Below are 20,629 nucleotides of genomic sequence, written 5' to 3'. Positions count from 1 at the left end.
AATTTTTTTTCAATGCTGCTTAAATTTAACAGTCTTTCTAATTCATGTCCTTTTTGGAGATAATGGGATACCCAGTAAAGCTCCCCTGGGCTATCACTATCTCCTATTAGTTTTTTATTTCTTCCTCATTTTTCTTTTCTTCTTCATCCAACCCAAAGCCTTTCATGAACTTCTCCATAATGTCAGTAGTTTCATGGATACCAAATAAATCTGTGACCAAATCATAAGGATTATTGGGCTTAAACTCTTCTCGGACTTCTTTTTTTTGTAGTACAGGACAGTTCAGATATAACATTTCTTTGGTAAGGCCAAACATCTCTGTCACACTAAGGTCCTCTTTATCTGCTTTTTCCATATATTCCAATATTTTTTTGTTATCAGGTCTTGTGAACTCGACAGCCCCTATATCTTTAATCTCTATTTTTATCACTTTGACTTCGTTGTCTTTCCTTGCTCTTGCTTTATTTATAAATTCTTGTAATTGCATATTTAATCTTCTCCTATTAATCACTTAATTATTATATTCCCTCTCATTTAACTAATAGAAAGGGAATACAATATTTTAAACTAACTCTCTCATGTCTTCAGCTTGCCCTGACATCTCGATCTCTCCAACTTTACCCTTCTCAAATGCTTTTATTACAGTAGAATCAAAAGTTATTCCGCTAGCCTCTGTTGTTTCTACAACTGTAGTATTGTTATTCGTGTCAGTCATAATCATAGTGATATCATCTGATCCAAAATCGATTAATTTAGTTTCGAGGGTTTTCTTAAATGCAAACCCTACTTCTATTGTATGTCCCACCTCTACCCTTATTTTTGATCCGGGTTTAGTCGGGTGTGGGATTTCCTCATATTCAATTTTTTTTTCAATACTTGCCTTATAACAATTTAAAATTGGAATCCCATTTATCCAGATAGTCCCTTTATTTCCACTGTTATAATTATTCCCGCTGGCTTTTTTCCCCAAAATAATGACCTCCTTATTTGTCTTCTAAGACGTTTTTTCAATTTCTTTCTTGTGTTTATATGTTGAAAAATCGTTACATAAATATGTCCATAAATAAATCTTCCATGATACCTGATATTTTGAGGTTTGATCTCATATATACGTTTGTAGATACAGTCATTTGCATGATTTTTGTATCACTCCATTTATCTACAGCCTCCTGTCCATATTTTGCATAATTGGCTAATTTTTGTTTTTCTAGATAGATCTCTATCCGATTATCAAATTCAGGATCTAAGATATAGTCTAATGCTAATAATCCTAAATAAGCATTAATAGAAGATATTAATAAAATTTGATTGTTAAGAATATTAGGATATCTGCCTTTGAAATTGTTGTTCCATGCATTATAAATATCACAAAAAATCAAATCCATCTTTTCTACAGTGTTTATTTGCGTCATCTCTAAAGTTACATCCTGACCTAGTGTAACTAATGAATTTACTCCCCTTGCGACCTTTACTATCCCTTCATCATTGAATAAGATAAATTCTCCATTTGAAATAGCTTCATCTAGATCATCTGGTTCTGTTACGCATTTAAATTTAGTCAGTGGTTTTGCGATTGCTGACATGGATAGTGGAAGTCCTGCTAGGCAGCCCATTAAAAATGGAATAGCGTTATCCCCGGTAACTTCACCTCTATCATCTTTGAATGTTACTTTTTCTGTGGTTAAATTAGTTATTCCCTTATCATCTGTTGTAGTGCCCTTGTATGTAAATGCTTTATATCTTTTTTTATTATTTTTTCTCTGAGCTTTCACCCATGTTATTAGATCATCTTGATCTTTTTGAGTACTAGATGCGATTCCTATCCATGAATTTCTAGGTATAGCTCCTTTTAGTTTTAAAAGAGTAGCAGCTAAACCGGGAGTAGTTTTAGCTGTTGTTGCTACATATAACTCTAAAGGGATTCCTTCTAAAGCATCTTTTATAAATAAGGTATTCCCTGTTTCAAATTTAGCTTCTTCCTGAGATGTAAAATCTTCAATGGATCTATACTTAACTAAATAATCCGCAGTTGTATCATCAGGTAAGATCAACACAGCTGTACCCCTTTCTCCCCTGGCAACTGCACTTACTCCAAGTCCTTTAAAGATTATTTCTAATTTAGGCATTCCGTTATTTGTTGGACTCATATTTCCTCCTTCTAATTTCGCGACTTACGAAATTAATTAATTTCCAAGTTTTCCATTTTTTCATAATTATCTTCTCTGATATAATATTCATCCAGGTTTATATCAAATTGAAATTGTAATATATTTTTATTTTCATTAAATTTAGCATTTTCTACCTCTACCAAAACAGCCTCTCTGTCTTCTGTTTCAGGTAGTATTTCTATGTAGTTATTTTCTATAAATAACTCCTCAAGTGATTCCTGCATATCCAATAGCTCAACTTGATTAATATGTTTATCTTTTGGAAAATAAATTATTCTTACTGTCAGATCCCTTATTTTTGAAGTTTTCATAAAGTCATCAACTTTTATATTATCTAACTCTATAAAAAAAGATGGCCTGGAAAATCCTTCCTCAATATCTTGTGATTGTATCTCTACTTCCCCTGGAAGTGTTTCTAAATATTTAACTAATGCTGCTAATATATCTTTGTATTTTGTCATTTTTTACACCCACTTAAAATCCATTTTTAGCAAATAATTCATTTTTAAAATTCTCTATATTTGTTTCAAACTCTTCTTTATAGTCCTTAGCGGTATTATCGAATATATATAAACCTTTTTTGAACCCGTGAGTTTCTCCTTCAGATCCATCTTTTTTATTTCTGCCTTTTATAATGTGGCCGTTTTCTATCAGATGTGCTGCACTACTTGCAGAATAAGCATCTACAGATAACCCCTCCTCACTATCATAGACATTCCCGGCCTTTATAGATTTAAAGTAATTACCGCTATGGGCTTTTACTTTAGATTTAGCATTATTAAGAGTTTTGGTTTTTAATTTACCGGCTTCTTTTTTTAAAAACTTTTTAGCTTCTTTACCACTAGATAATTCCTCTGAAATTTTTAATAGATCACTGGCAAAATCATCTAAATCACTCATAAATATCTACTCCTCATATAAAAACACGTTTAAATCCAAATATTCATTACTATCATAATTAGGCAAAATATGGCTTATATCGTATCTTTGCCCTTTATGTATTACCCAATTAGCCTTTGAAATCTCTGTTTTTCTAATCATAATTTTCAAATTAACAGTACTTTTAGTAGTGTTAGCCTCTCCACCGCTAGAAAATCCATAGATAGGCGATATTTTACCCCATATCTTTTTTATAAGTTTTGGCCCATTTGTAGTGCCAAGGTCTGTTTTGACCTTGGCGTTTCCCCATATTTCAAGCCTATTATTCAGCCTGCTGGCTAAAGATTTCTTTTTCTTAGCCATTTTCCACCACCGAATATTTTAATTTACTATATAGACAAGAAAGAATATTATTTGGCTTAAATTCTTGGTCTTCAGAGGCTCTATTTTCATATCTATCTGCTATGATTATAAGTTGTGCTAATTTATAAGTTTCTGTTGGATTTTCTTCAACATATTCAACCCCTGTGGAGTTCTTTATTTCTTCTCTGCTGAATAGCTCTAATTGAGTGATTAATTTATCCTCTTCACTATCATCTACCCTTAGATAAAGCTTTATTTCGTCTAGTGTAAGCATTAACCCTCCTTTTCAAGTTTAAGATAATAAAGCCAATAATATTTTAACTGCTTTTTTATCCCCATTTATCTTTCCATCAAACCTAAATCCTCCTTTCATCTCTGTTGTATCATTTCTCCAAGCATCTCCACCGATCTTAGTTGACTCAATCAATAGTTGTTCCCTGTCATACATTGTGTATAATAATTTCAAGTCTCCAATTATAAACGGAGTGTAGTCTTTAGTATCTTTTGTAACAGCTGCTAAAAATTTAGTAGGAACTTTTACTATTTCTTTCCCTAAAAACGCATTACCTGATGCCTTTGTAGCGTCTGGTTGCAAATAGGACTTCTTATTCCCATCTTCTAAATTATCAATATGGTCATATCCATCGGAATTGGTGAAAATGACAATATTATCCGAATCTACCTCATCTAAATCTTTGTTGATAATAGATTTAAAGGTTTTTAAAGTTGGATTAGTTTCTATTTGTTGAACTCTTGATTCTAATTTCCCACCAGTGTCAATATTTTTCATAATTCCTTCTGCTGCTTTTTCCCCTGTTCCGTTGAATATTTGATAAGCATAAGTATTCAGCTCATTTTTAGCCATCCATTTTAGGATAAAAGTTAATAAATTTTCAGGTGTATCTTTTATTAATTCATTTGTGATAGGAATATATCCAGCATATTTTCTGATTGCATATTCTACTTCTCCTAAAGTCGGCTCATGTAACTTTTGTATTGCTGCCCCTTCATCTACAGAAGCAAATCCAGTATTTTCTGGTTCATTCGTAACTTTTGTTCTGCTCCCTTTGTCAACTGATGTTTTTTCGATTTCAACATATTTTCTTATATCAAAAGATCTTCTTTGCAATTCAATTATCTTAGTTTTGACGTCTTTTGGAACTAATACTCCTCCATTTTCTCCAACACCTTCCTGCATTAAATTTTTAATTTCTGTCAATTCTTCCCTTGTCGCAGTTCCTACAATAGCTTTTGCTACTATTTCTCCTAAATTCACGTCAGCTTTTGGTTCTGGTGTAACCGGTAATGGTGATGTTCCATCATTTTGTGCTTGAGCTGCTGCTTCTGCCTCTGATTTTTCCGCTAGTGCTAATTTACCCTCTGCTAAGTCTAGTTCTGCTTTTATAGCATTAAAAGCCTCAATTGTTTCTGCTGCTTCTGCATTTATTTTTAATTCCTCAATTTTCGCTCTAATTATGTCTGATTTTTTCATTTATTCCTCCTGGTTATCTTAATCTTAATTTTAATTTTGCTAATTTTAGTTCATTATTTACTTTTGGTTCAGGTGGTATTTTTTCAGAATTTACTATCCCTTCTTTATCTTTTAGTTCATTTCTAATCTTGTCTATAACTGCTTGTGGTAATGTCCCATCAGCTAAAGTCTGTGCAGAATTTACTATCTTGGTCTCAGTAAACATAATTTCATCTGCGAACTTATGATCCACTGCCTTTTTAGAATCAAAATATGTTTCAGCTTCCATTAATTCCAATAATTCATCATGTGACATTCCTGTTTTTAACTCATAGGCGTTAGCAATACCTGCATCAATAGTTTTTAATACCCCTGCGGTATGTTCTAATTCACTATGATTACCCCCTGTGTAAACTGCCGAATTATGGATCATTATCTGAGCTGTAGGTGACATCATTACTTTTGTCCCTGACATAGCGATTACAGACGCAGCACTTGCTGCTATTCCCACTATTTTTACAATGACATCCCCATCATAATCTTTTAGAGTTGTGTATATCTCAGATCCTGCATGTACAGATCCTCCTCCAGAGTTTATTATGATTTCCAGTTCTTCATTTTTCTCTGCTTTATTCATTAATTTTGAAACTGAACTTGGCGAGGTTGCTGGGATTCCACACCAATCATAGATCCATTGATCGCCATCAGAAATAATTGGTCCTTTTATATTTATTTTCACTTCTTAATCACCCCCTTTTTTATATTGTTTCCCTATATCTTCTAGCCCTATAGCACTTCCATTGCCTATCAAGACATCTCCTCCATCTATATATGGTAAATTAAGTTCCTCCCGGACTTCGTTAGGGGTCATTCCAAAGTTAGATAAATATTTACTGTAAACCTCTGATTGGGTCTTATTATCCATTTTGAATAGTATCTTTTCATTAATTTCTAACCTACACCCTTTTTTCAATTCATCCGGCCTGAGTAATTTATAACTTAATTCCTGTTGGTAATTACTAAATAAAGGCTGGAGTGTATTCACATAAAAATCTAATTGCTGTGTTTCTGAATTACTGTAAGATGATTTATCGTAATTATTTATTACATTTGGTTTAATCCCAAATGCTGCGGCCAATTGGAGAGCTGAAACCTTATTATTTTCAAAGAATTGTGCGTCTGCCAATTTCATATCTAATAATTGTGCCTGCATCCCCATAGGCATAGGAATAAATTTACCACTTCCTTGAGACTTAGAAAAATTTTCCAGTGATGTAGCTACATTTGCTTCGGCTTTTTTACTTAATTCCCCGGTATAATGAACTATTACCTTTGAGCCGAACATGTTGTTTTTATAAAGTTTATTTAAAAACCCTATGGAATTTTTCCCGGTATTTATTTGGGTTTTTAAATATTCTTTTACAGGTATCCCGGCTAATGCATTAAATGAAATTATTGTTTTAAAATGTAAAATTTCATCTTTTAAAAAAGTATATCTTTTATTTGTTTTTGGGTCAGTCCACACATACCATACAGCATTTTGATTGCCAATTAATCCCTTATCATCCACCCATATTTCTACCTGATCACTAGGCAACACCCATAGGTATTTAACAGCTCCCTTATAATCAGTTTCTACATAGGCATATGAGTTTCCATAATGCAGCTTATTTAACTCTATGGCAGCCCAAAAAGTAGAGGCTGAATAGTACGGGTTCGGCCGCATATTTAGGATTAGATCCAATGGACTATCAAAATCTTTTTCTTTCCCTTTTTTCTTAGTTCTAATTCTCCTTTCCCATGGCATTTTGGACATAGTTTCGGCCATATGTTTAAGACATATATAATAAATTGTCTCGGACATATCACTGGAGTTATCAATAGAATCAGGATCTATTCCTAATGTTTTCAAAACAGTTCTTATATTTGGGTCTGATAGTGTTGTTTCTTCATTTTTAGGGTTAAATTTTTCTTTTATTGCTTTTATTGCTCTAATTATTATTGTTTTCACCCCCTTCCATTAGCTAATAATTAACCATATAATTTATTTAAATTTTCCAACGACGCATATTTAGTCACATCAAATCCAAATTCATGATACATTGCCAGCTTAAACCCACAAAGTATTGCGTCTATGGGGTCAATTTTTTTCTTAGTTGCGTCTTTATCTATTTTTATCAATCCATTGTTTTGCCTGATTACTGCATTTCCCATGGCAAAAGTTAATAGTGGATTACGTAAATAATAGATATTTTCACTGTATACCTGCTCTCTAAATCCATTGGTACTTTCATTTAGAGATTTATATGATTGATATACTTCTACACATTCATACCCTTCATTTTCAGCATCTAACATTAATTTTGAACTATTAGCAGGGTCAAAACACAGAGTTTGAATATCTAGATTATTTTCCTCACAAAACTTCACGACATAGTTCATAACCTGAGTTTGATCTACAATAGGGGTATTGGTTACAGTAAGATAACCAGCTTCCTCCCATGCATCATATGGAACTTTATCCAGGTGTGTTCTTTCTATTAGTTTTTCCCTGTTTGGTATGAATGAATGGGTAAATATTGCGTATTTTGCAACTCCATCTATCATTATCGGTATTGTAAAATTTACACTGGTTAAATCAATCTTAGAGGACATATCAAAGCCCACATAGACATCTTGGTTTTGCCATTCGAAAGGTATTTCTTTGACTTCACACTTTTTCCATTTATCCATATCCATATAGCCCATATCTTTAGCTTGTACCCATTCATTTAAGATCTTAGTCCTGAATGAAATCATCTTTTCGGGGACTTCAACAGCGACCTTATGGGTTGTTTCAATTCTTTCCATCCCTTCTTTGTAGCTTGTTCTTATTGGATTGGCTTTCTTCCATACCCTTTTATCATTAAAATTATTTTTATCGTCCTTATCTATCTCACATATATCTGCAAAATATTCATCATTGACCACTTCTAAATTAGGATTTAATAAATTGGTCACGTAGGTATACTCGTTTGTATAGCATGGGTAGGATAGATCTACTCCGGCAGTGGTTATTATCATCATGAGTCCCTCTTTTACGTCTGATCCAATGAATAGATCATAAAATTCAGTTGTCTGATGCTGATGGTATTCATCCAGGACTAATACTGCCGGGTTGGTTCCGTCTCCTTTTTTCCCATCTTCTTTAGAGAGGGCTTTTAAAAAACTCCCGCTTTTTGTATGTGTTATGATGTTATTGGTTAATTTAAACTTAGGGGCTAATAAGCTCCCTCTAAGCATTAATTTTGCCTCATTAAATATTATTTTTGATTGATCTCTTTTAGTACCGGCACAATAAGTTTCATAGACTTCATTGTTTTTAGTAGCCTGTACTGACATTTCATATAACATACTCCCAGCCTGCATTTGAGATTTAGCATTCTTCCGACCCACTTCTACAAACCCGATTTTAAATCTTTTATTTCCAGTTTCTTTATGTCTCCATCCATATAGCTGGCACATGATAAATTTTTGCCAGGTTGTAAGGTGAATTGGTTGTCCTGCCAGTACTCCTTTGGAATGTCTCAAGTAGGAGAACCATTTAACTATCTTTTGAGCTTCCTCTTCATCCCAATAATATTCCCAATCTTTTTCTAGATCATCCAGGTATCTTTGACAAGCCTGCTTATGCTTCTTGCCTGAGATATAATCTTCATATTCTGATACATACACATCACCAATACAGTTATGGGTATACTCTATAAGTTCTTCTCTAATGGTCATATCTATGCCTCCGTTTTATATCCCAAAATCATCCTCTACTTTTTTATCTTCTTGATTAATCTTATTAGATCCCAAGTTCAGCCTGCTTTCAGAGGTCAATCCTAATAATGCTGAATATTTTTTTATTTCGTCAGAATATTTAATTTCCAGTGCTACTAGTGGATTGTGCTCACGTCCTACCATAACTCCCTGTTTAGTCAGGTTTTCACTTATCTTCTTGTATCTAATAAAAGCATTGCAATATAGTCCTAAGTTGTTATAATCCAGATTACTGATCATTGATTTCTTTCCAAATTGTTCAACTAGCCTAATCCACTCTTTTTTTCCTTCTTCGTTTACTAACCACTTTGGAGGATTTTCTAGCTGATCTCTTCCCACGTAGACCGCTTCTTCTTCTAACTTTTTTTTATTTATTTCAGATTTTGTATTATGTCTTGTTTGCACCTCCACAGGTTTTTTCCCCGCCATTCTCTTTTCAACTCCTTTTTTTTTGAAAAAATTTCAAATTTCGTAATTATCTCCAAATGGGAATTTTGCGTGAGAAATTCTCAGGCTGCGGTATTCCGCCTAGGTCCCTAAACTTTATTGATACCCCCTACCTTTCCCTGTTGTTCCATGTTTTTATTATCTTTAATAGTTCTGCCTGTGTAGCCTTCTTATCTGTCCTGTAGAGCTGGTGTATCTCTCTGTGTGCTTCATCACTCACAAGGATTAAATTGTCTATATCAAGAGCTTTATCCTTGCTATCCCTTAGCTCTATGATGTGATGGACTAGAGTCCCCGGAACTATCCTCTTATGCTTTATATAACTCCACAAGCACAAACCATCAAACCTGTTAATGCAAACTAATCTTAACTTCTTCCAGCTCTTAGAGTTATAGAACTCAGCATTACTTCTCTGATGGCTGTCATAGTAAGTGTCAGCTTCTTTTTTAGCCTTGGCTTTACATTTGTTGGGGCACTCTTCTTCATATGGATACTTAGTCTTACATCTGTCACAAAACTTCATAAATGCCATAATAATTACTCCTCATCCAGATACATTAAAGATGCCTGTTCTTTTAATCTATAATCAATTATCTTACCCTTTAGCTCTATTTTTTTCTGTTCAGTCTCGACCTTTATCCTTTCAATATCAGCCTTCTCCTTGCCCACATAGATATTGGCCACTTTATTCCTTAAATCCAATAATTTATCTACCGAATCTAATTTACTTACTATGAGAGGCGGCAATTTATTTTTATTTCTCGTTATAGCTTCCTCTATCCTCTGCTCTAACACTTCGTTAGCATGACAGGTGGCAGTGTCTAGATTCATTCCTTTAGCAGTATAAAAATCTACCAAGGTCATGTATTCATCATTGGTCATCCCTATATTTTGGCTTCTTGAATATTTTTTTAGTTCTTCCTCCCTTTGGATCTTCATCAATTCAGATATATGATCCAGTTCCTCAGTGGCTTCTTGGTTGTGAAGCTTTAACAGCATGGCTTTATGATCCTCTGTCTCACTAATAAAATCTTCATAGGACACTCTTTTTCTAAATCCTTTTATCCAGGGATCACCACTTTTAGCTGATACCTGTTTTCTGCTTTTTATAGTTGCCAGAGGAATTTTATATAGGACAGCCAGATCTTTTAAATTTTCTCCATACTCATATTTTGCTCTTATCTCAAATTCAATCTCTTTTGTAAATATAGCCATCTAATCACCTCCTGATTATTTTTATAAAATGCTGCTAAAATAGATGAAAAAAGTATCTGATTTCTAAAAGGATGAAAACTGCGTAATTATCTTAAAAGGAATTATAAGAGATTTATTCTGTGATCATTCCCACATCTACCCATTATTTTTACTGAGATGTATAAGTTATTTATAGCACTACATAATTTAGTTTATGTAGTTAAAAAAAATCACCTTAAATTTAATATTTCTAAAAACTTTTCAAATCGTTTTAAATGGTTAATTTCTCTATATTTATCTGATATTTGTTTATTGAATCGCCATCTATTTTTACTTTCTATTTCTTCTTGGACTATCTCCAGTAAAAAGTTATAATCAAATATCCATGATTCACTTTTCAAGTATTTAAATACCCCTTTTTCCTCTCTATATTTTTTTGGAACAGGCTCGTCATTTTCAATGTATTTCTTCCTAATTTCTCTCTTTGTTTTTTCAGTTCTTCTAAAATTAATAAATTCTTTACGTAAATTTTTTTTAATCACATTCTCAATGAACCTTAAAGGTTTTATTTTCACTTCTGGTATTAAAGCTCTAGTAAATATTTCATCTAATACCCAATCATTTTCTATTAAGTCATTTAAACTATTAGATATTTTTAAACCTTTAAAATTCCCTAGTTTAATCACTATTTCTCTATAATAATCTCTTCCTGCTGTTACTTCTGCTCTAGTCAGTTCCATATCTAATTTTGTTTTTTTTGTCCTAAAAAATTCAAAAGTTTTATCATAAAATTTTATCTCTTTACCTGTGATGGTCTTTTTTGAATTTAAAGTTGAATTAATATATAAACTTCTTTCTTCCCTTATTTTCCGTGGGATATTTTCATCCTGAAAAGAGTATAATCCTATTGATTTTTTTAAATTAGTTCTCCCAATAACTAAAAAAACTTCTTCTAATGACTTAAATGGATAATCTATAGTTTTATTTATCTCTAATGTTTTCACTTTAGCTTTTTCAAGATCTATCTCTACTCCTGACCTATTGAGAGTTTCTTTTAAAATTTCAACAGCCTGTTTTAATTCATTCCCTCTCACATTATAAAGATTATGACCTTCTAAAATTGTATTAGGGTTGAATTCTAAATCAGCTAAAACATATAATTCATTATTTGCCTTTAAATGTGTAGAATATCTAAGAGTAAATAGTTTTTCTTTAACCTCAACTAATTCTGAGATTTCTGTATTTGTATCAAGAACTTTTTTTTCTAATTCATCTAGATTTTTAATATTAAAATTATTTAGAACTACCCTATCTATCCCAATTTTATTTAATCTAAATCTATCTATTTTCAATGTCTATCACCTCCTAAATAATAAATTTGAACTTATATATTCATAAAGGTATTACAACAATCATTTTTTTTAGGAGGTTGACCAGACCATTCTATAATACCTATAAAAATATATAAAAACCCATATTGGGTTATCGAGTTCCCACCATCTCAATTTTTAAATAGTTTCCCAAAATAACTAATGAACTATTTCCCTAAAAAATAAAAGCCCTGTCTAGTATTTCTACTAAACAGGACTGCTTGAGTCGCTAAATTAAATTCTCTTGTATTTTTCCTTTTCTTACTTTCCCACAAATTCTACATTTTAGCTCATACTTTATAGGAGTCACTTTTGCTTTTGTCTTAATAGTGAATTCTATTTCTTTCCCATTAACTACTGCAAGAAGTTTATTACATTTTTTACACCTTATTTCTTTTCTTTCTTTATCCACTAATACCACCTCAACTTTTATCCAAACTATCCCATTTAGCTTTTCTTTCCTCATTATTTTGATATTTTTTAGCTATCTCTAGATACTCTTTTTCTAAGTAATCTTTTATGTAGTTATTCTTTTGTTTTATTTTATCCTTTAAAAATTTAGGCAGTTCCATCCAGCTCTTTAAAGCTTTTTGCAACAAGATCCTCTTATCTGTTTTATTCAGTAATTTTTTTCCAATGGCTACTAGTTTTTTCCTTTCTTTTTCCAGTGTTTTATTTAATTCTTTCTTTTGATTTTTGTCTAATAATTTTTTCATATTCCTCCTCTGATATGTTATTATTTATTTGGTTACGCTCAATTTGGAGGTATACATGAAACAACTTATAGAAACACTTGGAACTGTAATAGGTGAATTAGAGATGTTAAAACTAAAACATAGTGCACTTGCACAAGCTGTTGAAAATAGTCATCCAGAAATCATAAATGATGCAAATGAAATATTCAAAAAGAAACAAGAGGAACTAGATTTCAATTCTATAAAAGAAAAATATAATATGAATACTAAAGTTTAAACAAAATCTAGGCGTAACCAATTCTTTTGTTATACATATAATTCTATTTTTTTAAGTTGTTTTGATATTTCAATCGCTAGTTTTTTTTTAAAGTTGTCATTTCTTTTTTTATTCTGTACTATTTTTCTTTTTCTGAACTTACATTTTTTACAAGTCATAACTTATCATCTCCCTGATAAACTACTTAGTTAAACTTACCAAAGGGGGGCTTGATAAGTTTAGCTCAGGAGTTTATCTAGTTAAAAACAATAATTTTTCCCCCTAGTCCCTATAATTATTTTTAAACATGCTGCATAGGTGACTCTCTAAAAAAGTTTTTACATCCTCACTTTCTTTAGGAAATCCTGTTTCATCAGCAATTTCTTTTCTAAGCTTTTCTATTTGTTTAGAACCTAGTTCCTTTATCATAATTTCTGCTTTTTCTTTTCTGGTTAATTTTTTAGGTCTTTCTGCTTTTGGAACCAGATGATCTTTATCTCTTAATATGGCTATAAGGATATCAGGACTCATTGGTTTTCCCTTTGATTTCATATATTTAATTACTTTTTTAACCTCTTCCAAAGATCCGTCAGCAGATTTTTTTATATTTTTTATTGTATTTAGATTTAGGTTCTTAAAATTTGATGTTTCCAGAGTTTCTTTTAATTCTTTATCAAAATTAGAGTCCTCTTGGTTTAAATCTCCTGAGCTGGTATCATTTTTTTTATTCTGCTTATTTTTCTTATCTTTTTTTACTGTTTCAATTTTAGGCTCTTTTTGCTTTTCTTCTTCTTTTTTAGTTTCTTTAACACTTATCTCTATTACATCTGCTAGGGAATTAGTTAATACATAATGATTTCTATATCTCTGTTTAGGGTTCGTTCTCTCACTGGCAGGAATTAAATATTTTTCTACCTGGATAAGACCTCTTAGTTTTAACTCTTTTAATGCTTTATCGGTCCTGGACTCTCCCCATCCCAATAGATGATTTATTGTAGTTTTTTTAGGAGTAGCCTTACTCCCGTTAAAACTATGTGAGGCTAAAAATGCGTATAAAAGTTTAGCATTACTGCTAAGATCTCTATCACACATTATTTTTTTAGGGATCATCCCAAATCCATTTTCATAGACTGTCCCTTTAAATTGCTCTACTGTAAACATAAGCTACTCCTTTCAGCAGAGAAGTCTCGAGGTTCTCTACTTATTTTATTTTTTATAAATTTATTATTTCAAATCCGAGGTCAAGGATCTGACCTCTTGAGAACCTCGAGTTTCAAATAATAAATATTATTTTACAAAACAACTTATTGCGTATTCGCACTATGGTTTTCAAAAAAAATATAAGCCTTTTTCAAAATTTTATCTTTCTTTCTTTTATTTTTTAACGCAACTTTAAGTCCCCAAATTGAAGTATAGCCCATTTCCTTAGCGACTTCCAGTAACTCTAATTCTTTTATGATAGATAATGCTTTTATGTCTTTATATGAATTTATTGTTACCCACATATTCTCACCTCAAATGTAGTTTACTTTATTTTTTGCGTATTTGCAAGAATAATTTTTAAAAAAATTATAAAATAAAAAGCAGCAGCAATTTTTCTATTACTACTACTTTTTTTATTAAATATGTTTTTTATCTAAAAGCGTATATTATTATTACATGTATTTTATTTAAATATGTTTACTATTATTACCCCCCTTGGTTTGAAGGTATTCAAAGTGAATCCCTACAAAGAGAATGCATTCAATTTGAACCCCCTCAAAATAGATGGGTTCAAATATTGTTGATTTTTCGATATCTTTTTAGTTTCATCACTTCTACGTTATATTCGACTATATCCAAAAATAAGAAGGTGCTCCCGATAAAACTATAGAGATATGGTGAGAAGAGGTGTGCTAATTGATTATTTCCTTTTAGTCTACCCGTTGTAGTTTTAAAGTAGTATTATGGAGTTTTTGAATAAACTCATTAAACGTATTAATAGACTTTTCTGCATAATCTTTATTTGAAAATATAGGTTTTTCTTTCGGAACTTCTTCTTCATTTATTATTGTTAACATTGGAGAAACATGGATAATCTTGTGTCTAAATTTAATTATTTTTTGCAAGTTTTCTAATAAATTGGCAGTATAATCAATCTCTCCAAATTTAATTCCATAAGATTTAGAAAATGCTTGCTTACATTCTTGATAACTTTGAAAATTAACCATATTTGTTATTAATTCCTCATAAAACGAATTGCCTTTCTCCTTTGCCTTGATTTCATCATGTTTAGGATAGTCATTTTCTCGTTCATATGTTGAATAAACTCGTTTAACTAAAGAAGGAATATCTGGTTGAACTCCTTCTTTACTAATCTCAATGCACCTTTTCATAGCATATGTTTCGAATCCAGTTACAAGTGTTGAGATGGTTAAATTACTTAATACAACTTCATGTGAATAACCTTTCTCCGATTCACTACTTTGTAAAATTTTAATCGCATCGATAGTATTGTTCCAAGTTTCGATAGCTGTAGGTGCCAAAACACATTTTCCTTCTGACATAATCCTTGTACCCATAACAACTGTATTAGGACCTCCTATTTCTAATATATTACCGTCAATAACTCTATAACTTGTATCTGATTTTATGCCTATAGATGTAGTCAGGTCCTCGACTTTAATTAATGGAGCTGGAGAAATAGAAAGTTTTATTTCAGAAGTAGACCATCTCAAAATTATTAATACATTCGGTGATTTTTTGATTTTTTTTAAATCAATAATAGCGACTCTCGTTTCAGTTCCAGGTGAAAAATGTATAAACTTTAATTTAAAATCACAACTTTGTTGCAGTAAAAAAATGTGATCTCCTGTAATTACTTCAAGTATAGTACCGCCAGTTGATTTTGAATTAAACAACTCAGGATTTCGATATTCAAATGTTACAGTTCCTTCTGGTCTTTTCATATTAGACTTAATTTCTTCATATAATTCGTTAGGGATATTTTTCATATAAACTCCTCCAGGATTAGATTTATTATCTTATTTTTATTTATCTGTGCATAGTTTTGTATATTCTTTCAGATAAGTATTTTTCTTAATGATTAAAAACTCCTACTTTTTTTCCTACGATGTGAAATTCATCGGATTCATTTATTATGATAGGATCATAATCTTTGTTGTCGCTGGATAATATTACATCTCCACGATCTGTTTTTTTATATCTTTTTAATAATCCTTCATCATTTAAGATAAACGCCCCTACTTCTCCATTTTCAGGCATAACTTCTATTTTTATAAGGACTGTATCCCCGTCTTTAATATCAGGCTGCATAGAATCACCATCTACTCTAATCCCTATTACATCACCCTTAAACCCATTAGTTTGGGGTAATGGCATATGACCGATGATACCGCTTTTAGAACTCCCGAAACCTGCTGAAATAGAATCGTAGATAGGAATTTGTTTAAATTCAGTAATTGGATTATTCAAGTCTATATTCCCAATTTTTATTTTTTTCTTCTCTAGATCTTGTTCATTAAGATATTCTAATTTTTTATAAATATCAAAAATATCCAAATTATAAATTTTGCATAATGCCCCTATAATTTTAGCATCTACAGTTTTTACTTTTCCATTTTCCATTCTTGAAATGTTACTACTGTTAATTTCTATATTATAGTTTTGCTTTAAAATTTCTTCTACACTTTCAAGGCTATACCCTTTTTCTTTTCTTTTATCTTTTAAAAGTTTGAAAACTTCTTTATTTTTTAACATTATATACCTCCAGTAAATAATATATTTTACTCTTTTTTTTTGCGTTTTTACAAAAAATATGTTGCGTTTTCGCATATTATGAGTTATAGTTATTTTATAAGCTTGATTTTTTTATTTTTATTAATTATATTGCGTTTTCGCAATATTTATTTAATAAAAAGGGGAGGTATTATGGCAAGACCAGAATCAGCTCTATCATTGGAGCTAGAAAGAAGTATGAATATGCAGGTAAGGGTAGAAACATTTGAAGAACACCTGAGACATGGAGAGATTATCGACCAGTTAGATGATGAGAGGCGGATTAAAAGCTTTAATTTAGATAAATGGAATGAAGATATGCAGAAATCATTCGCTAAAACAAGAAAGGTGATTTTAAAACTGGATGATCTTACAGAAATTAAAGAAGCTTTAAAAGAGTTGGATAAAAAAGTAAACAGTTTTAATAAGACCTACTCTAAAAAAATAAAGCAGATCAGAGCCCTGGAACTTGAATATGAAAAGTCGGATGATGAACTCAGGATCTGGCTAATAGAATATGCAACGAAATGCAGGGAAAAGCTCAGAGGTGAAAACTCAGGTATTGAAAAAAAGATGATGGAAGAAAATATTTTGAAGCGATTTTTGTAAAGAGGAGGAGAAACAAATGATAGTTGAGAGTAGAGTTAAAAATTTTAAGGAAGGTCTTGAAAATACATTGGGTTCAATAAAATTCCACAAAGAAATAAAGAAGGTTGTGGATATTGACGATCAAGTGATAATTGACTCTATAGATTCCTTTGAAGAAGCTTGTAAGCAACATCTTGAAGGGATGAAAAAAGAGCTATTAGACAACTCTGAGAGGGAAGAAGAGAATTTATAGGGGGTGGTTAAAATTTTTAAGAACAGTGAAATACTTACTTTATCTTTAGGTCTCTTATTAGGAGTATTGATCATGATACCACTGATAAAAGCCCAAGATAGGCATATAAAATATTTAGAAGAATTAGTAGCATTAGATCTTGATATGTCAGTTACCAAAGACATATTAACTCAGTTAGAAATGCAAAAAAAAGAGAAGAAATAGTAATAGAGGAGGTCTTAGGAGGAGGAGTATGGGCGAGATAAAATTTAAAGAAATTATATTAATAATACTTGGTTTAATTTTTACAATTTTAGGCACAATAAAATTAATCCTTATAATTATGTTTTTATTTAGATCATTGGGATTGTTTCTTTAATTAATTTCATAAAATTTAAAGCTTTTTGTGTTTTTGAGAGTTCTTTATTATCTGATAGATATTGATGACCATCAAAAGTAGCAGTTAATTCAGAAATAATAACAGGTACCTCTGAGGCTCCCTCATAAACCATTTCTATGCCTCTAATATAGTCTTTATCAAATAAATTTTGAAGGATTAAATTAAATTCTAATTCATCGAGTTCTAATTCTTTTAAAGGGAAAGAATCAGCATTTTCAATAGGATTACCTTTTTTATAACATTCGTTAATATAATTAAGGATTATGTAATAAGTTTCCAAATGTGCCTCCTTGTGATTAATTTTATTGTGGTGATTTGATTATAACATAGTAGGAGGCACAGCATAAGAGGTAAATAGGAGGAATAAATAGTGAAAATAAAAGGGAAAATAAAAGATTGGGATGCTTTTTACAGGAATACTATTCCACAGCTAAAAACATTAACTTTTAGAGGTAAAACAGTTACTACAACAGATGAAATAGAAAGTGAAGCAATAGATGCTTTTTTACTCAATGAAGAAGTTGAATGGAGTTATTAGGAGGAATAATAAAAGGATGATTATCAAGAAGTGATGACGAAATCATGATAAGTTTAATATCGCAATAAAACCAAATGGAGTTTTGTTACTGAAAATACAAAAATCCCTGTTAAGGGATTTTAAAAATAAAGTTATTTTGAAATATTTTTTAAAGTTAATCAAAAGAGTTAAGGATACAAAGAAGATTTTCTTTTAAATCCTTGCGGTTTGCTGTAAGATGCATAACTCGTGTTTCTATTAGTGTTTCAAAGTTTTGAAGTACACTTTGATTTGTGGGGTCACTATTAAAAGAAATAAGTTGATCATTTAAATCATTTTTTAATCGATAAAGAGATATTAAAAAACAACATAGATAATCTATTTGTTTAGGTTTAAGAGATTTTGCTATAACCTCTTCATCTAAGTTTAGCTCGATTTTGTTAAGTATTTTAGATTGTTTTAATAGTAAATTGTAAAAATCATTGATTTCTTTATATTTATTATTTTTTTTAATCAAATTTATTTCTTTTTGGTATTCATTATTTTTTTTTACCAATTCTATTGAAGAAATCCATATTTTTTCAGATAGTTCCATTATTTTTTGAACTTTTAATGATAATCGAGCAATTACAAAATACCTTTCTCTGCGTAAATTAAGATAAGAAAAAAGAGCATGAGAAATGGTATAGAAAGATATGGCAATTCCTAATATAAGTGCTGAATTTTCCAGAAGAATTTTCATAAATTACCTCCTTAAAAGTGATTAATAATTACATAGAAAGCTTCTATTAGTTAACAAAGAAATTCTTAATCTATTTATACTAAATAAAGAGAAAAAACCTTTTATAATAAAATTAAAAAATTAGGAGGAAATAAATGAAAAAACAAAGATTAAGACCAAATCACCAGGAAATTATAGCTCTGAGTTTAGAGGATCTAAACTTCATATTAAAAAGTGAATATGTATTAACCAATAGACAGACTAAACAAATTAAATCAGAAATAAAGAGAAAAAGAAGATACACAGGGCATAAGGTGATTGTCTGATGGCTAAAGTTATATTATTTAAAAATAATAAAGGAGGAGTAGGGAAGTCATTACTATGTTTCTGGACTGCTCACATCCTTTCTACATTATCAAAAACAAGTGATGATAAGAAAAACAAAGTATTAATCCTTACATCTGATTCACAAAATAATATCATGCAGATGGCAGGAGCCAAATCAGGGTATGGTGATGGACTCCAAGGATATATCGATGGTAGAGGTTCAGATCTCATAAGATTAAGAGAGGATTTATTCTATGTGCCTCTTACATCTACCGGGATAAAGAGAACTTTTGAAACCAGGTTCCTGGATGTAATAGAAGTTTTTAAAAACCAATATGACTATATATTAATAGATGGATCACCGGTATTAAAGTTAGATAATATCTTTCTGGAAGTAAGTGACAAGGTGGTAATACCTACTTTCCTTGATAATGTGACTACTAAGGGAATGATAAACCTAATTGGAGAAGTAGGCTTTGATAAAGTGGCACTGATCGTGCCTAACAGAGTTGGGAAAAGTAAGATGGAACGAGAACACCTAAATAAATTAAAAGAGAGCCTTGAGGGTGTAGGAGCAGTTATAACTAATCCAATCTACCAGACTACAAAAATTATGCAGCTTACAGAAAAATCAAAAACAATTATGGAAACTAAGAGTAAACAATATAATGAAATAAAACAGATCTTTGCAAATATTGTAAGGAAAGTGATGTAGATGGATGTATTTGGAGAACTCCAGAAAGCTGTAAAAAAAGAACAATATACATCCAGCTTCAATTTCGAGAGTCGCGAAATTAGACACCTTGATAAAATTTTTGTGCAAGAAAGTGAGAAAAAATTATATAGAATATTTAAAAATGTGAGTTCAGAACTATATGAGATATGCTTTTTACTGAATAAAATAAGTCTTGTTTTTAAGAAAAGCAATGACTTTACAGATTGGTATGAATCCAATGGGCTTACGAAAGATAAGATATCTGAATACCGTAAAAGATATGTTTTATTTCAAGAATTTCCAGATAAGAAGGATTTTATCTCTTCCCTATCCGTTCAGGCGGTAAAATTTTTAACCCATAAAGATGTAACGGCAGATGCCAGGGAAAAGATAATTAACGGGGGAATTAAAAAAGCTGAAACAATAAAAGAATTATTAGCTCCTGTAAAGGATCAGAGAGCAATTGAATTTAAAGAGAAAAGTAAAAAAACAAGAACATATGTTGATTTTGTAAAACTTGATAAGATAAAAGATCAGATAATTAAAACTGAAGATAAAAAAGAATTAGATATATTAAAAGCAGAATTTGAAGGTCTTGAAAAATATGTTAATTCTATGAAAAAAGCAATTAAAAATAAAGAGAAAGAATGGGAGCATAAAAATAATTTGAAATTAATACAGGGTAAATAAAAAATAAAAAATTGT

31 protein-coding genes are annotated in these 20,629 nt (G+C 30.8%); 8 read left to right on the top strand and 23 right to left on the bottom strand.

Translation table 11 applies throughout. The features are described from left to right. Window positions 1-106: 106 nt before the first annotated feature. The 17 genes from NRK67_00615 to NRK67_00535 all read right to left on the bottom strand — a co-directional run bounded on the left by NRK67_00615 (window position 107) and on the right by NRK67_00535 (window position 12,412). Window positions 107-487, bottom strand: a complete 381-nt coding sequence (locus NRK67_00615; protein ID UUV17375.1) for a hypothetical protein — start codon at window positions 485-487, stop codon at window positions 107-109. Between the two features lie 75 nt (window positions 488-562). Beyond that, window positions 563-970, bottom strand: coding sequence for a phage tail tube protein (locus tag NRK67_00610; protein ID UUV17374.1), 408 nt, complete (start codon window positions 968-970; stop codon window positions 563-565). A 73-nt stretch (window positions 971-1,043) separates the two neighbouring features. Then, window positions 1,044-2,147, bottom strand: a complete 1,104-nt coding sequence (locus tag NRK67_00605; protein ID UUV17373.1) for a phage tail sheath protein — start codon at window positions 2,145-2,147, stop codon at window positions 1,044-1,046. Between the two features lie 32 nt (window positions 2,148-2,179). Next, a complete protein-coding gene (locus tag NRK67_00600; protein ID UUV17372.1) occupies window positions 2,180-2,629 on the bottom strand; it encodes a hypothetical protein in 450 nt (149 codons plus the stop codon). Between the two features lie 13 nt (window positions 2,630-2,642). Beyond that, window positions 2,643-3,068, bottom strand: a complete 426-nt coding sequence (locus NRK67_00595; protein UUV17371.1) for an HK97 gp10 family phage protein — start codon at window positions 3,066-3,068, stop codon at window positions 2,643-2,645. Between the two features lie 6 nt (window positions 3,069-3,074). Next, a complete protein-coding gene (locus NRK67_00590) occupies window positions 3,075-3,410 on the bottom strand; it encodes a phage head closure protein (GenBank protein ID UUV17370.1) in 336 nt (111 codons plus the stop codon). Continuing rightward, entirely contained in the window at window positions 3,403-3,684 is a 282-nt protein-coding gene (locus NRK67_00585; GenBank protein UUV17369.1) for a head-tail connector protein, read from the bottom strand. The genes NRK67_00590 and NRK67_00585 overlap by 8 nt, the downstream gene beginning before the upstream one ends. Before the next feature lie 18 nt (window positions 3,685-3,702). Further along, window positions 3,703-4,902, bottom strand: a complete 1,200-nt coding sequence (locus NRK67_00580) for a phage major capsid protein (protein ID UUV17368.1) — start codon at window positions 4,900-4,902, stop codon at window positions 3,703-3,705. A 13-nt stretch (window positions 4,903-4,915) separates the two neighbouring features. Continuing rightward, window positions 4,916-5,620, bottom strand: a complete 705-nt coding sequence (locus NRK67_00575; protein UUV17367.1) for a Clp protease ClpP — start codon at window positions 5,618-5,620, stop codon at window positions 4,916-4,918. A gap of 3 nt (window positions 5,621-5,623) precedes the next feature. Further along, entirely contained in the window at window positions 5,624-6,892 is a 1,269-nt protein-coding gene (locus tag NRK67_00570) for a phage portal protein (protein ID UUV17366.1), read from the bottom strand. Window positions 6,893-6,912: 20 nt separating this feature from the next. Continuing rightward, entirely contained in the window at window positions 6,913-8,646 is a 1,734-nt protein-coding gene (locus tag NRK67_00565) for a terminase large subunit (GenBank protein ID UUV17365.1), read from the bottom strand. Window positions 8,647-8,661: 15 nt separating this feature from the next. Then, a complete protein-coding gene (locus tag NRK67_00560; GenBank protein UUV17364.1) occupies window positions 8,662-9,114 on the bottom strand; it encodes a phage terminase small subunit P27 family in 453 nt (150 codons plus the stop codon). 127 nt (window positions 9,115-9,241) lie between these two features. Continuing rightward, window positions 9,242-9,655, bottom strand: a complete 414-nt coding sequence (locus tag NRK67_00555) for a hypothetical protein (protein UUV17363.1) — start codon at window positions 9,653-9,655, stop codon at window positions 9,242-9,244. 14 nt (window positions 9,656-9,669) lie between these two features. Further along, complete coding sequence (locus tag NRK67_00550; protein ID UUV17362.1) at window positions 9,670-10,347, bottom strand: hypothetical protein; 678 nt, start codon at window positions 10,345-10,347, stop codon at window positions 9,670-9,672. A gap of 209 nt (window positions 10,348-10,556) precedes the next feature. Then, the gene (locus NRK67_00545; protein ID UUV17361.1) at window positions 10,557-11,678 is read right to left on the bottom strand and encodes a hypothetical protein; all 1,122 of its coding nucleotides are present in this window, start codon (window positions 11,676-11,678) and stop codon (window positions 10,557-10,559) included. Window positions 11,679-11,925: 247 nt separating this feature from the next. Then, window positions 11,926-12,108 carry a hypothetical protein gene (locus tag NRK67_00540; GenBank protein ID UUV17360.1) on the bottom strand — a complete coding sequence of 61 codons (183 nt, stop codon included), beginning with the start codon at window positions 12,106-12,108 and terminating at the stop codon, window positions 11,926-11,928. A 10-nt stretch (window positions 12,109-12,118) separates the two neighbouring features. Further along, a complete protein-coding gene (locus NRK67_00535; protein UUV17359.1) occupies window positions 12,119-12,412 on the bottom strand; it encodes a hypothetical protein in 294 nt (97 codons plus the stop codon). A 55-nt stretch (window positions 12,413-12,467) separates the two neighbouring features. On the opposite strand from NRK67_00535, the gene NRK67_00530 reads away from it, so the two are divergent. Continuing rightward, on the top strand, window positions 12,468-12,668 hold the full coding sequence (locus tag NRK67_00530; GenBank protein ID UUV17358.1) for a hypothetical protein: 201 nt from the start codon (window positions 12,468-12,470) through the stop codon (window positions 12,666-12,668). Window positions 12,669-12,929: 261 nt separating this feature from the next. Here the strand turns inward: NRK67_00530 and NRK67_00525 are convergent, their stop codons facing one another. The 4 genes from NRK67_00525 to NRK67_00510 form a co-directional block, all read right to left on the bottom strand. Beyond that, window positions 12,930-13,808: a helix-turn-helix domain-containing protein gene (locus NRK67_00525; GenBank protein ID UUV17357.1), complete on the bottom strand. Its 879-nt coding sequence runs from the start codon at window positions 13,806-13,808 to the stop codon at window positions 12,930-12,932. Between the two features lie 143 nt (window positions 13,809-13,951). After that, entirely contained in the window at window positions 13,952-14,152 is a 201-nt protein-coding gene (locus NRK67_00520; protein UUV17356.1) for a hypothetical protein, read from the bottom strand. Window positions 14,153-14,560: 408 nt separating this feature from the next. Continuing rightward, window positions 14,561-15,640, bottom strand: a complete 1,080-nt coding sequence (locus NRK67_00515) for a hypothetical protein (protein UUV17355.1) — start codon at window positions 15,638-15,640, stop codon at window positions 14,561-14,563. Window positions 15,641-15,725: 85 nt separating this feature from the next. Further along, entirely contained in the window at window positions 15,726-16,406 is a 681-nt protein-coding gene (locus tag NRK67_00510; protein ID UUV17354.1) for a LexA family transcriptional regulator, read from the bottom strand. Between the two features lie 171 nt (window positions 16,407-16,577). Here NRK67_00510 and NRK67_00505 point away from each other — a divergent pair, with 171 nt between their 5' ends. Genes NRK67_00505 through NRK67_00495 form a run of 3 tightly spaced genes read left to right on the top strand, consistent with a single transcriptional unit; the run spans window position 16,578 to window position 17,469 of the window. Next, complete coding sequence (locus NRK67_00505; GenBank protein UUV17353.1) at window positions 16,578-17,033, top strand: hypothetical protein; 456 nt, start codon at window positions 16,578-16,580, stop codon at window positions 17,031-17,033. A gap of 16 nt (window positions 17,034-17,049) precedes the next feature. Beyond that, window positions 17,050-17,265 carry a hypothetical protein gene (locus tag NRK67_00500; GenBank protein UUV17352.1) on the top strand — a complete coding sequence of 72 codons (216 nt, stop codon included), beginning with the start codon at window positions 17,050-17,052 and terminating at the stop codon, window positions 17,263-17,265. Between the two features lie 3 nt (window positions 17,266-17,268). Further along, window positions 17,269-17,469 (top strand): hypothetical protein, encoded by a 201-nt coding sequence (locus NRK67_00495; protein UUV17351.1) that lies wholly within the window; start codon window positions 17,269-17,271, stop codon window positions 17,467-17,469. A gap of 128 nt (window positions 17,470-17,597) precedes the next feature. Here NRK67_00495 and NRK67_00490 read toward each other — a convergent pair whose 3' ends face one another. Continuing rightward, window positions 17,598-17,924, bottom strand: coding sequence for a YjcQ family protein (locus NRK67_00490; GenBank protein UUV17350.1), 327 nt, complete (start codon window positions 17,922-17,924; stop codon window positions 17,598-17,600). Between the two features lie 90 nt (window positions 17,925-18,014). Between NRK67_00490 and NRK67_00485 the strand changes: the two genes are divergently transcribed. After that, window positions 18,015-18,182 carry a hypothetical protein gene (locus tag NRK67_00485; protein UUV17349.1) on the top strand — a complete coding sequence of 56 codons (168 nt, stop codon included), beginning with the start codon at window positions 18,015-18,017 and terminating at the stop codon, window positions 18,180-18,182. 154 nt (window positions 18,183-18,336) lie between these two features. On the opposite strand, the gene NRK67_00480 is transcribed toward NRK67_00485, so the two are convergent. Then, on the bottom strand, window positions 18,337-18,903 hold the full coding sequence (locus NRK67_00480) for a hypothetical protein (protein UUV17348.1): 567 nt from the start codon (window positions 18,901-18,903) through the stop codon (window positions 18,337-18,339). 134 nt (window positions 18,904-19,037) lie between these two features. Here NRK67_00480 and NRK67_00475 point away from each other — a divergent pair, with 134 nt between their 5' ends. The 3 genes from NRK67_00475 to NRK67_00465 are packed head-to-tail and all read left to right on the top strand — an operon-like array spanning window position 19,038 to window position 20,614. After that, window positions 19,038-19,208: a hypothetical protein gene (locus NRK67_00475; protein UUV17347.1), complete on the top strand. Its 171-nt coding sequence runs from the start codon at window positions 19,038-19,040 to the stop codon at window positions 19,206-19,208. Continuing rightward, a complete protein-coding gene (locus NRK67_00470) occupies window positions 19,208-19,924 on the top strand; it encodes a ParA family protein (protein UUV17346.1) in 717 nt (238 codons plus the stop codon). Before NRK67_00475 ends, NRK67_00470 begins: the two co-directional genes overlap by 1 nt. Then, the gene (locus NRK67_00465; GenBank protein UUV17345.1) at window positions 19,925-20,614 is read left to right on the top strand and encodes a hypothetical protein; all 690 of its coding nucleotides are present in this window, start codon (window positions 19,925-19,927) and stop codon (window positions 20,612-20,614) included. It begins immediately after the preceding gene. Window positions 20,615-20,629: the final 15 nt, after the last annotated feature.

The sequence above is a fragment of the Fusobacteria bacterium ZRK30 genome (assembly GCA_024628785.1).
In the GTDB taxonomy this organism is placed as follows: domain Bacteria; phylum Fusobacteriota; class Fusobacteriia; order Fusobacteriales; family Fusobacteriaceae; genus Psychrilyobacter.
This window is presented reverse-complemented; position numbering and strand designations above follow the sequence as displayed.